The organism is Candidatus Woesearchaeota archaeon (assembly GCA_026394965.1).
GTDB lineage: Archaea > Nanobdellota > Nanobdellia > Woesearchaeales > 0-14-0-80-44-23 > JAPLZQ01.
In genome coordinates this window covers 1-12862 of record JAPLZQ010000044.1, presented here as the reverse complement: position 1 = coordinate 12862, position 12862 = coordinate 1, and the positions used below count along the sequence as shown (strand labels likewise).

The 12862-nt window shown below is 38.7% G+C and carries 15 protein-coding genes; 10 read left to right on the top strand and 5 right to left on the bottom strand.

Annotated elements, in window-relative coordinates:
• Window positions 1-67: 67 nt before the first annotated feature.
• The 4 genes from NTV63_01945 to NTV63_01930 all read right to left on the bottom strand — a co-directional run bounded on the left by NTV63_01945 (window position 68) and on the right by NTV63_01930 (window position 5155).
• Window positions 68-1294: a DUF460 domain-containing protein gene (locus tag NTV63_01945; protein ID MCX6709698.1), complete on the bottom strand. Its 1227-nt coding sequence runs from the start codon at window positions 1292-1294 to the stop codon at window positions 68-70.
• Window positions 1291-2007, bottom strand: coding sequence for a hypothetical protein (locus NTV63_01940; protein ID MCX6709697.1), 717 nt, complete (start codon window positions 2005-2007; stop codon window positions 1291-1293). Before NTV63_01940 ends, NTV63_01945 begins: the two co-directional genes overlap by 4 nt.
• 381 nt (window positions 2008-2388) lie before the next feature.
• A complete protein-coding gene (locus NTV63_01935) occupies window positions 2389-3279 on the bottom strand; it encodes a hypothetical protein (protein MCX6709696.1) in 891 nt (296 codons plus the stop codon).
• A 106-nt stretch (window positions 3280-3385) separates the two neighbouring features.
• On the bottom strand, window positions 3386-5155 hold the full coding sequence (locus NTV63_01930) for a DUF5752 family protein (GenBank protein ID MCX6709695.1): 1770 nt from the start codon (window positions 5153-5155) through the stop codon (window positions 3386-3388).
• 215 nt (window positions 5156-5370) lie between these two features.
• On the opposite strand from NTV63_01930, the gene NTV63_01925 reads away from it, so the two are divergent.
• The 5 genes from NTV63_01925 (at window position 5371) to NTV63_01905 (ending at window position 7012) form a co-directional block, all read left to right on the top strand.
• Window positions 5371-5544: a zinc finger domain-containing protein gene (locus NTV63_01925; protein MCX6709694.1), complete on the top strand. Its 174-nt coding sequence runs from the start codon at window positions 5371-5373 to the stop codon at window positions 5542-5544.
• A 9-nt stretch (window positions 5545-5553) separates the two neighbouring features.
• Window positions 5554-5826: an elongation factor 1-beta gene (locus NTV63_01920; protein ID MCX6709693.1), complete on the top strand. Its 273-nt coding sequence runs from the start codon at window positions 5554-5556 to the stop codon at window positions 5824-5826.
• A 211-nt stretch (window positions 5827-6037) separates the two neighbouring features.
• Window positions 6038-6301 carry a hypothetical protein gene (locus tag NTV63_01915; GenBank protein MCX6709692.1) on the top strand — a complete coding sequence of 88 codons (264 nt, stop codon included), beginning with the start codon at window positions 6038-6040 and terminating at the stop codon, window positions 6299-6301.
• 26 nt (window positions 6302-6327) lie between these two features.
• Entirely contained in the window at window positions 6328-6747 is a 420-nt protein-coding gene (locus NTV63_01910; GenBank protein ID MCX6709691.1) for a hypothetical protein, read from the top strand.
• A gap of 1 nt (window position 6748) precedes the next feature.
• Complete coding sequence (locus tag NTV63_01905; GenBank protein MCX6709690.1) at window positions 6749-7012, top strand: thermonuclease family protein; 264 nt, start codon at window positions 6749-6751, stop codon at window positions 7010-7012.
• A gap of 3 nt (window positions 7013-7015) precedes the next feature.
• Here the strand turns inward: NTV63_01905 and NTV63_01900 are convergent, their stop codons facing one another.
• Entirely contained in the window at window positions 7016-8182 is a 1167-nt protein-coding gene (locus NTV63_01900; protein ID MCX6709689.1) for a tRNA (guanine(10)-N(2))-dimethyltransferase, read from the bottom strand.
• A gap of 122 nt (window positions 8183-8304) precedes the next feature.
• Here NTV63_01900 and pyrB point away from each other — a divergent pair, with 122 nt between their 5' ends.
• The 5 genes from pyrB to NTV63_01875 all read left to right on the top strand — a co-directional run.
• Window positions 8305-9240 carry an aspartate carbamoyltransferase gene (gene pyrB, locus NTV63_01895; protein MCX6709688.1) on the top strand — a complete coding sequence of 312 codons (936 nt, stop codon included), beginning with the start codon at window positions 8305-8307 and terminating at the stop codon, window positions 9238-9240.
• A gap of 1 nt (window position 9241) precedes the next feature.
• Window positions 9242-9712, top strand: coding sequence for an aspartate carbamoyltransferase regulatory subunit (gene pyrI, locus NTV63_01890; GenBank protein MCX6709687.1), 471 nt, complete (start codon window positions 9242-9244; stop codon window positions 9710-9712).
• A 93-nt stretch (window positions 9713-9805) separates the two neighbouring features.
• Entirely contained in the window at window positions 9806-10510 is a 705-nt protein-coding gene (locus tag NTV63_01885; protein ID MCX6709686.1) for an isoprenylcysteine carboxylmethyltransferase family protein, read from the top strand.
• A 58-nt stretch (window positions 10511-10568) separates the two neighbouring features.
• On the top strand, window positions 10569-11309 hold the full coding sequence (locus NTV63_01880) for a CPBP family glutamic-type intramembrane protease (protein ID MCX6709685.1): 741 nt from the start codon (window positions 10569-10571) through the stop codon (window positions 11307-11309).
• A 227-nt stretch (window positions 11310-11536) separates the two neighbouring features.
• Window positions 11537-12862, top strand: a 1326-nt coding sequence (locus NTV63_01875) for a hypothetical protein (GenBank protein MCX6709684.1), incomplete at its 3' end; no start/stop codon positions are given.

Below are 12862 nucleotides of genomic sequence, written 5' to 3'. Positions count from 1 at the left end.
AAGCAAATGTGACTATTGAGGAAGCGCTCCAGCACAAGACACTCTTTGACAGGAACAAGAAGGAGTGCTAAGCCTTTCTTTTTTCTTCTTTGTATTCCTCAATTATCCTCTTGAAGATATTGTCTTTTTCCTTCTCCCGTTCAATGTCTTCAGGTGAGGCAAGAGCAAAATTTCCGTTCTCATAAATCCTGATTTTGGATTTATCTATGAATGCGAATTTTTTTGCAATCTCTTTTCCCGGCTTTTTTTCAAAGATTATTGTGAATACTTTATCCCTTAGAAAATCAAGGGTTTTTTCGCTGTAAATGTTCGGCTCTTTCACAAGAAGAATGTCATTTTTCCTTATTTTCAGCGCTTTTAATGCCTGCTCGTTCCAGCCGAGGTTTTCCAGCTTCTTCAGGAGCATTTTGCTCCCAAGCTCAGAGATAAATTCATCTGTTTTTGCATTTCTCAGCTTGAGCGCTGAAATCTCCTCTCCCATTTCAGCAATTTTTCTCTGAAGAAATGCGAGGCTTGCGTTCTTGTGGCTTGTTTTCCTTTCAATCTTATTTTCTATGTATTTTTCATCCATCTTTCTTTCGCTCAGGAAAAGCGAAAGCCGCTTTTCAATGCTCTTCAGGTTCTTCTTAATCTTCCTGTTGTATTTTGAAAGCATTGCATTTTCTCCTGAAAGCCTTTCAATTCTTTCTTTCATCCACCTTATGTCCTCTCTTGAGGTTTTGTTCTCATCAACTGAGTCAAGCCTTAACCTCTCTTTCTCAATTTCAAGCAGTTTTCTTTCCTCATCTTTCCTCTGTTCAACCCTTCTCTTTTCCTTGTCAATTGCCTTTTTTATGCTTACATCCCTCTGGATAACATCTTTCTCTATCCTCTCTAAAACCCTTCTGTCATTCTCAATTATGCCTGAAATGGATGCATCATCTTCAATGAATTTTCTAATCTTGAAAATAAGGGGGCTTATTGCCCTTAACGCATATGCGGCAGATGCAACTGCATCAAGCTCATGGCAGTTTTCCTTTTCATAAGGAGATGCAAGCCTTCTCTTTTCCTCAATCAGAAGGTCTTCCTCTGGCGCTGCAATCCTTGCGCCCTTTGCTGCAGCAAATTTCTTTATGAATTCAGGGCAGTTCTTCTTGTCTGTTCCAGCTATAATGCAGTCTATCCCTACAAGGGATTTTAGGAGCTCAGAAAGGCTCATTCCCCTTCCTGAATCAATCTTTATGATTTTCCCGTCCAAATTCAGAACTGCATATGCAGTAGTTGTTCCCGGGTCTATTCCTATTATCCCGTTCATTTAGCGCTCCACTGCCAGAAATACCCTCCTTCGGGGATTACAATTGCATCAGGAATGGGGACAGATGAGATTGTTCCGCCTGCTGTTTTTCTCTCTTCAAATATCCCATAAATCTCATATCCATCCCTTTCCCCGATTATTGAGAGCATTCCCTTTTCCCAGTCAGAAAGTTCAGGAACCTTTATGTAAGTTACTGGCTGATACACTTTTCCGTTGAATTCCATGTCCCTTTCAGGAGTGCTCTTGTTGAAGTCAATGTTTCCTTCGATATGTTTTTCTGTGATGTAGTTCCAGTCCCATTCAGCGTGCACTCCATTCTCAACGCTTTTGTTTCCCAGATAGTTGCTGTCCCTTGCATAGACTACTTCATAAGAAGAGCCGCTGAGCGGCTTCTCGTCAATTATCATTTCAAGGGTGTGGAACTCTGGAAGAGCAGGATGTGTCTTTTCAGAATCATCAAGGGGATGATATGAGCGCCCTGTTGAAAACTCAGCACAGATTTTTATGTAATCCCTTGGCATATCTTTTACAGAAGTTATCTTCAGCCCTGCTGCGCTGTTTCCCACATCAGTTTCTTTCAGGAATTCAGTAACCCGTGTTTGAATAATGTTCTTTCCTTTAATTGATTTTTCAAATAAGGAATATGCGCCAAGCCCCAATACTGCAGTAATCATTGCACATGTTAAAATAAACTCAGCATCCATTCTTTTCATTTGTTGCACCCCGTTTAAGCACGAATTCCTTTTAGGATACCTGATTATTTAAGTTTTTCCCAGAAAAAGGGATTTTATGGTTATAATTCTTTATGTCCTGTAAAAAATGCGCTTAAAATCATTAAATGTTAAAAATAAGCTTAAAAAAGGGTTTTTTTTCAATATTTTTATTAATTTTGCAGCAAAATATCAAGAAACTGAGTAAAATACAATAAAAAAATAAAAAATAATAAAAAATAAATTGCCTTGAATTCTAATCTTCTAAATAGCCTAGACATATGAATGGGTATACTATAATATAATATTTTTCATTGAAAAGATAGTTCCATTTGGTTCTATAAGGAGTAATAATGCTTATTATAGTTCCAAAACGTTCAAAACTCATTTTTTAAAAGAAATAAGGTTCTTTTTCCCTTTTTTTTGCTTAAAAACGATTTTCCTTTCTTCTAACTCCTTAATAAGGCGGCTTAAGCTTGATTTAGGAAGCCCCATAATTACCTTCAATGTTCCCTGCTCGCAGCTTCCCCCTCTCTGCTTCATGATATTTACAAGCTGCTCTTCATCTTCCTTAAGGTGCTGCTCTATTTTTTCAACAGTTTTTATGATTATGCTGGGCTGCTTTTTCCTTTTTGCATAGAAATACAATGAGAGTGCTATTACAAGAACAGATAAAGAGCTTATTATCAGGATTGCATAGGGAAATTTTTTCTTAAGGAGAAGCATCATGGAAAATGCATCTGTGACATTGACATTGTTAAGCCGCCATTTGAACACAAGCGTCTGTCCGTCGCTTTTTACCTCGTCTGGGATTGGGTATATTGACGCGGTCTCAAAGTTCTCATCCTTAATCGGAGTTTCAAGTGAGTACCCTTCCGGAAGCACTGCCTCAACATCCATAACCCTTGTTTCGTAAAAGGGCTTTATTGTTACAAAGAATGCTGAATTTTTTATAAGGTTCTTTGTGGAATAGCTGAGCTGTATTTCCTGCCCGATGTTTCTTATCCTTAGCTTTTTTCCCTTCTCATCTGTGTAGGTTATCCTTCTTGGAATCTCATCAAGGATAAGCGAGGTGTCTGTTGCGTCATCCGGGAGGTCAACAAGCACATCAATCATTGTGTTTTCGTTAAGCTCAAAAACTCCTGTGACTAAAACCCTGTTCTTTTCTATCCGAAAGGTATAGCTGCTGTTCTCTATTATCTGCGCAGAAGAGCTTAAGGGCAGGATTAAGGCAAGTGAAAAGAATATTACTGAGAGCAGAAGCTTTGTTTTCATTTTAAACTACCTAAACCATTTTTAATCCCTTTTGATTAATAAATCTTGCTGTTAAGCTGGAGCAAAAAATTGAAGGATAAAATGATTAAAACAAAGGCAAGAAAATTTATTTCTGCATCCTTGCTTTTATCTCAGCAAGCTTAATGTCAGTGGCTGTGTCAAGGATTTTGTAGTGCAGGTTTCTCTTGTCATAATCGCTTGCCCCTGAACTGCTGTTTGCGCTGTCAATTCTCTGCAGGAGCCCTTTTGCCTCCCCGAATCTTCCCTCTGCCAAGAGTTGTTTAACCTGCGATAATCCCTGCTCAAAGCTGGATGCATTAAATTCATGCTTCGGCGCTTCTCTTTGTGGAAATGGCATTCCCATATTCATTCCGAAGTTCTCAGGAGTCCTCCTTGGCTGCTCATTCTGAATTGGTTTGCTTTCCCTTACTGCAAGCTCCTGCTTCACATAGAGCTCAAACCTTTCCTCTTCAATCCTGTTCTTTTCCTCAAGCAGCTTGTATTGTATGTCCATGAGCTGGTTTTTCTTTTCCTCAAGCTCATCTTCCTTTTTCTTCAGCTTTTCATCAAGGGACTTTAAATCAGCGTCTTTTTTTGAGATTTCAGGCTTTTTTTCCTCATATTCTACATTGATTTTCCCAATCTTCTCCTTTGCAGAGGATAGATTCCTTGAAATCTGGGAGTATTCCCTTTTGAGCGCAGGAAGGGTCTTTCTTATCTCTTTTATCTCCTTTGCGCTCATCTTAATCTTAAGAATCTCATTCTTCTTTGCTTCAATCCTCTTGCCTTCAGATGCGAGTTCTTTTTTTGCAGCAGAAACCCTCTTTTCATCTGCGTTTATCCTTTCGCCAAGAGAAATCATCTTTTTTGTTTTTTCATCAATTGCCTTTAACTTTGCTTCAATCTTCTTCTGCTCTGACATAAGGGAAAGGGTTTTTTTCTCAACCTCTTTTTCCTTCTCTTTCAGGAATTTCTTGTCGTTAATGAGATTTTCAGCCTCTTTCCTGATTTCCTTCTCCTTCTGTTCAAGCTCGCTTTTTATATCATCAATTGCTGAAAGCCTTTCATCATCATCCCGGGAAACCTCTGGCTCTTTGGGAGCTTCTATTTCCCCGATTTCGCTTTCAAGCGCTTTCTCTTCATCAATGAGCATTTCCTGCTTTGAAACCTCAGGTTTTCTTTCTTTCTTTCCTAAAAATCCGAAAAGCCCTCTTTTTTCTTTCCTTTGCATTCCTGAAATCTCCGGAAGTGAACTTTCCTCCTTGGGCATGTATTTTTCATAGTCATCTATTGGCTCAATTTCCTGCTCTTTCTCAGGCTCTTTTTTAGGCGGCTCAATTTTCAGCTCCTTTCCGTAAAGGACTCTTATCATCTCAGCCTTGTTTTTCGCCATTCTCAATTTATCTGCCATCTCTTTCTTCCCAAGAGCATTTTCCACCCAGTCGGAAAAATCGTTTTTGCCGCCCATAGTGTGGTATGCAAAGGTATCTTCATCAACATATTTTATGTAATGCCTAAGGTCTTCAAGGTTTTTCATCCTGTCCCCTGTCTTAAGGACAAGGCAGTATTTTATCCCGTTTGGATGCGCCTGCTTTTGGTGGGCTTTCAATCCCCGGTGGTCCTTGAATTCCTGAGCGCATATTGAGCATGAGAAATTTGGCTTTTTAACTTCTTCGGAAGAGGCGCTTTTAGCCTTTTCAAGCGCGAGTATTCCCAAATCAGGAATTTCCTCTTTTATTGGAGCGCGCTTTTCTTCCTTTTTTCTGCCAAAGATTCCTAAGAAGCCCCTCTTTTCCTGATTCCTATCCAATTCAGGAAGCTTTGGCAATTCAAGACCATTATCTGTTTCTGCATCTGCAGAGTTATTTTCAGCCACTCTATCACCCCTCTTTTCTACCTTCTGTACGAGTATTGGCTATTTTATATACTTTTGTTATTATTTTAAAATGAATACTAAAATGGTTTCATTCCTGAAAAAGCCAATTAACCGGTTAAAACCAAAACCTTTTTTAATAAGTTCCCAATCTGCTTGTTCCTGAGTGCTTTTAAAGTCAGGCACGTTCATATTTTGACTGAAAATGGAGGATTAAAATGGCTGAAGATTTTATATGCATGTCATGCAAAAAGAAGATAACCAACAGGCCAGGGCCTACAAGATTCACCTGCCCGTCATGCGGAAAGTGTGAGATTATCAGGTGCAGGGACTGCAGGGAAAGGGCAGTTAAGTACACATGCCCGTCCTGCGGATTTATAGGGCCGAATTAGGTTTCTAAAATGGCATCTGTATATGTAACATTGAGGATAATGCCTGAAGACCCTGCCATTAACCTGGATTTCATTGAGAAAGAGGCAAGAGTGCATATGGAGAAGGCAGGAGTTGTGCATTCTGTTGAAAGGGTTCCAATCGCATTCGGGTTGGTTTCCCTGGATTTCATCCTGATGGTGGATGAGAAAAAGGGCGGAACAGAGAAGCTTGAAAACGAGCTTTCGAAGATTCCCGGAGTTTCATCTGTCCAGGTAACTGATGTCAGAAGGGGAATTGGATAAATATTTTATAATTGTTTTTTTGATAAATTTTATTTCTAACTGATTTATTTCTTAGAATTTTACTCTAATTCTATCAGTTGCATAGCAATTTCACGCCAGTTATTATGAAAGAGAATGAAAGAAAACAAAAGGTTTATATAGTAAATAATTATTGACAGTTAGTTAAGAAAAATTAACTATGAAAAATCATAATCTCTAATGGAGCGTATGCATGAACCCATCTTTAAAAGCAATAATTACTTTAATGTTGAACAAAAAGTTCATCGGAGGAAAACATACTTCTGAAGAGAAGATGATCCAATCTAAAACAAAGTGGTTGCAAAAAGAAGAATATGATAACTTTGAGAGAGAATACAGGAATGCAATTAACAATCAATTAATATTAAGGACGAAGAAAAAAACGGGAAAAGGATCTGACTGGCACATATGGCTAAATCCTAGAAAATTAAAAGAACTTTACGAAATGATTAGATAAGAGGATAGGATAGGACAGGATAGGAGATGAATGGAATGGACGAGAGAGGAGCATTTTGCGAAACATATGGAAATACCATATCAAATCGTATTCTTGAATATTTAATGGAGAACGAAGAATTGGATTTTGCAGTTGGGGATATGGCAAAAGAACTTAAAATATCAAGACCTAAATCTTACGAAATAATTAGAGGATTCGAAAAAAAGGCGTATGTAAAAAGATCTAGAATAGTTGGTAAAACCCAGTTATACTTACTAAACAAAGAAAATTCAAGAATAAAATTATTTTTAAAAGATTTTAAGGAATGTTTAAGGATTGTAACTGAAGAATATTCAGAAGAAGCTTTATGTGAAAATACAAATATTGATAGAGATAAAAATTATGTTTTGGCAAAGGTTTTTTTAGGAGATCTAGATGTGAATAAAGAACTATTTGGAGATGCTTAATATGGTAATGAGAAGAAAAGTTAAACGAATCATAGATGGTGATACTTTTATTGTTAACAGAAAAATTGGAAAAACAAATGTGGTGAGGTTAGCTGGAATAAATGCACCTGAAAAATATCAATTTGGTGGTAAAAAAGCTACAAATAGATTAAGAGGATTAATTGGTGGAAAAACAGTAACTATTGTGCCTGTTGGAACGAGTTATCATAGAATAGTTGCAAATGTTAGAAGCAATAGAAAAAGCATTAATAAAAGATTGAGATAAATCTTATTTTTTAGAATTTAACTTTATTATCATCTCAACGATTTTCTCAGGAGAGGCATTCGTCTTTATCCCTTCTGGGTCAAAGTGGGTTTCAGATGCTTCTAACCCATGTTTTTTCAGCCCTGAAATTATCATTGATTTCTTTGGAACAGAGAGGTGGCTTCTCTTGCAAACCTCTCCAACAAGGTAGAAGAAAGGGATTTCTATCCTTTCCTCAGATTCAATAACAGAAAGGAATTTCTCAAGCGAGGAATCTTTTTTCATTTTTGAAACTAAAGTTTTATCCCAGAGCTTTCCAAGATAAATCGGGCCTATCTCTGAAAATTCTTGCCCGCAGCTGCACTTTTTCTCGTTGAATACTGAATCTGCCTTTTTTGTCGTAAGGCATTTTCTGCAGTACAGAAGATAGCCGTGCTCTTTGATGATTTCATCAGCAAGTTCTTTGCTTTTTTCGCACCTGAAAAAAACCCTGAAGTAATGCAGGTTATAGTATGAGAATATCGGGATAAGCGCCCTTCCGTACTGGCTTCCTATCAATTGCGCTTTTCTGATAAGCATTCTTAATCCTGTTTCGTGCATGTATGCGTTTCTGCAGGGCTTTCCGTAATACTTTCTTTCGCAGGCCTTCTCAAATGTACCTGAGAGCGGCGCTGTGTCTGTTGCTGTTATGGCAAGGATTCCTCCTCTTGAAATCCTTTTTAATGCGCTGTCAATAAATGGGTTTGGGCTTCCGAAAGGGTCAATGTCAATGTAATCAAATCCATTTGATTCAAGAAGGAACATGTTTGCATCCTTTTCTGAGATTATAACTTTAAGAGTTTTATTTTTGCTGCGCTCTTTCTCTTTTTTCCAGTTCTCAAACTTTATCTTGTTTAATTTAAGATTCTTTTTAAGAAGCATGACTGCATCGTGGGACATGTCGTTTGCGTAAATCCTTTTGAGTTTTCCTTCTGGCAGTTCTTTTGCAAGCCGTATTGTCCTGACTCCAGTTGCCGCCATTATGTCGCAGGCATATATTCCAGTTAATTCGCAGGCAGAAAGCACTGCAACTGTAATGTCGCGGTTGAGCTTCATCGCAGGATTGTAGAATACGCTCATATCCCTTGATACCTTATCAGCCCTCGGAGCAGCAAACCGGGCCTTTCCCTCAGTGAAAACGGATTTGGTCATTTTAGTAAGAATAAGATTAACTGTATCCATTTAATAAGGTTGCGGGAAAAAAGAAGGGGAAAGACAGTTCTAAATTATGATATCGAAAGCTCGAAGAAACATTTAAATAATCCATTGGATTTATGTTTTTTTTTGAGATGGCTGGTAAATTCAAGGGACGGGATGTTATTTCTATAAGAGATTTTTCCAAGGATGACTTATTGAACATCTTGGCAACTGCAAAAAAACTGGAGGCAAATCCGATGCCTTCATTGATGAAGTCCAAGATTATGGGCACTTTGTTCTTTGAGCCTTCTACTAGGACACGGCTGAGCTTTACAAGCGCAATGGAAAAAATGGGAGGGCATGTCCTGGGTTTTGAGACTCCAGATGTGACAAGCGTAACAAAAGGAGAAACTGTCTGGGACACTATAAAGATGGTTGAGAATTACGTTGATGTGATTGTGATAAGGCACAGGCTTGAGGGCGCTGCAAGGCTTGCTGCAGAAGCCTCACATGTTCCTGTTATAAATGCAGGGGACGGGGCAAACCAGCATCCAACTCAAACAATGCTCGATATGTATACAATACTTAAGGAAAAAGGAAAGCTGGACGGGCTTAACATAGGCTTTGTCGGGGATTTGAAATATGGAAGAACAGTGCATTCTTTATCAATTGCATTATCCCACTTCAGGATAAAGCAGCACTTCATCGCGCCTGAAGCATTGCAGATTCCTGAAAGCTATCTTGACCGCCTTGATAAAAGAGGAATACCTTATTCTGTGGAAGAGGACTTGCTGAAATCAGCCAAGGAGCTTGATGTAATCTACATGACAAGAATACAAAAAGAAAGGTTTCCTGATCCGGTAGAATACAATAAATTAAAGGGAGTGTATCAGATAGGAAAATCACTATTGAATTATACAAAAAAGGATGTAATCGTTCTTCATCCTTTGCCAAGGGTTGATGAGATAAAAAAGGAGTTTGACGACACTCCGAATGCAGCATATTTCAGGCAGGCGGCCAACGGAGTGCCTGTAAGGCAGGCAATTATTGCTTTGGTAACGGGAATGATATAAAATGGCAAAAGAAGAAAAATGCAACAGGACAAGGATAATTTCCGCAATAGAAGAAGGGACTGTCATTGACCATATACCTAGCAGAGTTACTTTCAAGATAATGAAACTTCTTGACCCTCAGGAATATGAGCATACAATAACAATAGGGCTTAATTTAGAGAGCAAGAAATTAGGCAAAAAAGGAGTGATAAAAATAAGCAACAGGTTTTTGACAGAAGAAGAGTTTGACAAGGTGGCGATTCTTGCTCCTGAGGCAACTGTCAACATAATAAAAGATTACAAGGTAAAAGAGAAGATAAAAGTCAGGCTTCCTAAAAAAATAGAGAAGATTATGAAATGCACAAATCCAAACTGCATAACTAATAATGAAGAGGTAAAGACAAAGTTTGTGGTTGTAAGCGAGTCCCCGTTGAAAATAATGTGCGTTTATTGCGAAAGGATAATTGGCAGGGAAGATATAATACTGAATTAGAGTTATTGAGTGCGCTTTCCTGATTTTCTACTTATTTAAATGTCTTCTTTTTTCTTGAAAACCTTTAAATAATTAGTTCTCTTATTGATGAAAATGAAAAAGAAAATTTCCAAGCTTGATAAAATTCGCAGCAGCGCAGTCAATAAAAAGGTTTTTCTGCTTTTTCCGCTGGCATTTATAGTGATTGGGCTGATGCTTTTCCTTCCTGCAGGCTCATTAGGATACTGGCAGGCGTGGCTTTTCATCCTAACTTTATTTGTTCCTGTTATTTTTGTATGTTCTTATCTCTTAAAGCGTGACCCAGAGCTTCTTGAGCGGAGGATGCAGTTTAAGGAAAAGGAAGTGCGCCAGAAGCTGATTATCAAGATTTCCGGCTTCCTGTTCTTCATTGGCTTTTTAATTCCTGGGTTTGACTATAAGTACAGCTGGTCGAGTGTTCCGGTGTGGCTTGTGATTGCCTCAGATATTCTCATTCTTTTATCATATCTGCTTGTCTTCCTTGTGTTCCGTGAAAACAGCTACACTTCAAGGATAGTTGAGGTTGCAAAGAATCAGAAAGTAATCAGCACAGGCCCTTATTCAGTGATAAGGCATCCTATGTATGCGGGAGTCATGCTGATGTATCTTTTTATGCCTGTTGCGCTTGGCTCATACTGGGCGCTGATATTCTTTGTCCCAATGATTCCTGTCATAGTCCTCAGAATCTTGAATGAGGAAGAGATTCTCTTGAAAGGGCTTAAGGGATACAGGGAATACTGCAAAAAAGTAAGGTACAGGATAATACCCGGCATCTGGTAGAGCAAAAAATTAGGCTCTTTAAGCAAAGCATATAAACAAGTTTAGTAAATATGCTTACATGAAACTAAATCTGTCTACCAAAAGTTACATAGGGCTTGTCTTAATCCTTGCGATTTTATCCTCGATTTCCATATTCCTGCCGCAGGGTCAGATTGTTGGGCAATATGAACTTCCAGCATCAAAGCCGATAATGGCGCTTGCAAGTTTTTCAATCATTTTGGTGTTATATGGTGGACTCGGCTTTATCGGCTTAAAGCTCTCAAAAAAGCTTGGCTTTGCTGAGATATGGAATAAAAATATTAGCAGCAAAAAAAGATTTGTGATGCCTGCGCTGATTGGAATTGGGCTAGGCATATTTTTCATTCTGGCTGATTTGATTTTCAGTAAATTTCACGCATTCGGTGCACTGCCTCATCCTCCATTTCCAATTTCGCTCATAGCTTCAGCTACTGCAGGCATTGGAGAAGAGATAATATTCCGCTTGTTTTTTATTTCATTCTGGGTATGGTTAATCTCTTATGTAATCCTAAAAAAGAAATGTCAAAACCAAATTTTTTGGATTGTTTCTGTTTTTTCAGCTTTTGCCTTTGCTTTTGGGCATCTTCCATCAATAATGGCCCTTTTTAATTTAACTTCAATAAGCCAGGTCCCCCTCGCGCTGATGATTGAAATTATTCTTCTGAACGGAGCATTGTCCCTTTTTGCAGCCAGTTGTTTCAGAAAATATGGCTTTTTAGCTGCTGTAGGCATTCATTTTTGGACAGATATAATATGGCATGTTATTTACGGGATTCTCTAATTGAATGCTCTAGACTTCGCTCCTGATTCATTCACAAGAAGCAAACTTCTCTTAATCGCATATGTTATCAGAAATTCTGGGGCTCGCCTCTTTAAAACGAAAAAATTATTAAACCAGTTTAACTATTAACTGATTATGGTAAAGGTATTCTCCAAAAAGAGGAAGGTACTCATGCCTTAACAGTCCAGTCGACTTCTGATGAAGGATTCATAGTCTTCGGAACAACGATGAATGACGTAATAAAAGATGCGTATGGGTGGATACATCCTTCTGTATATCTGTTCAAGACAGATTCGAACGGGAGCGTTACATGGAATATTACTTTTATGTATGCCAAAAGTGAACCTAATGGCGCGGTAAGCCAGACTTCAGATGGCGGATATGTAGTCGCAGATGCCATTTATAAAAGAGAAAGTGGCAGCGTTGTTTTGCGTGGGGAAATACAGAAAGAATCTGGTGATGAGATAACTGACGCTGATATTTTGCTCACAAGAATAGCATCAGATGGAAGTATAGTATGGAACAGGACAATTGATGTTTCTGGAAAAAACACTGATGACGCAGCATGGCTAGTCACACAAGCCTCGGATGGCGGGTTTGTAATTGGTGGCGTGGTTGAGGGAACTGGTACATACACTCTGGCAAACGGCGATACTTTCCTAATTAAAACAGATATGGAAGGGAATGTGCTCTGGACGCGAACATTTGAACTTGAGGAAAATGACTTTAACCGGCCACTTTTGCTGCAGCAAACCCAAGACAAAGGATTTATGATTTTTGGTGAAATAATAAGCAGGGCGAATAACGAAAGGTACGTATATTTTATTAAAACCGACGCGGACGGGAACAAACAATGGGAGAAGATTTTCAAAAGGGATGAAATTACTTTAACATCACTAATACCATTAATCAAGGATACTCCCGATGGAGGATACCTTGTTGTTGGCGCAGTAAGCACACAAATCAACGTAAATACATCTGAAGAGAGACCGTCCATTCGTGCCTACTTTCTGAAAATGGATGCCAATGGAAATATTCTCGAAAACAAAAAATCTAATGCAGAACTTGATTCTGGAATCCGGTCTTGTGGCGGGTATCCAAACTCTATAAAGAAGACTTCAGATGGAGGATACATAATTGCCAATGAAGGTGTTTGTCTCATTAAATTGGATGCTGAAGGCAATAAAATATGGGAGAGGCAGATGACTGATCAGGATTCTGAGATTCTAGAACCAAAAGCCTATCAGACTGCGGATAACGGATATATTATCATTGGGAACTTAGCATACGGATGGAAACAAACCGGAGGAGGTTACGGCAGCGGAGATCTTGGTGTAGGTTGGACTGCGGTTGCTGTGATAAAGGTGGATGAGAACGGGCATCTGAACCAGACGATATATCCAGAACCAGCAAAACTTCTTTCATCACCAGCTAAAAGAGTGACTGGAAAAGGATGGATGAAGACATTCGGAAGTGATTTCAACAGCAGAGCAAATTCCGTCCAGCAGACCTCGGATGGCGGATACATAGCTACTGGATGGATAGGTTATGGT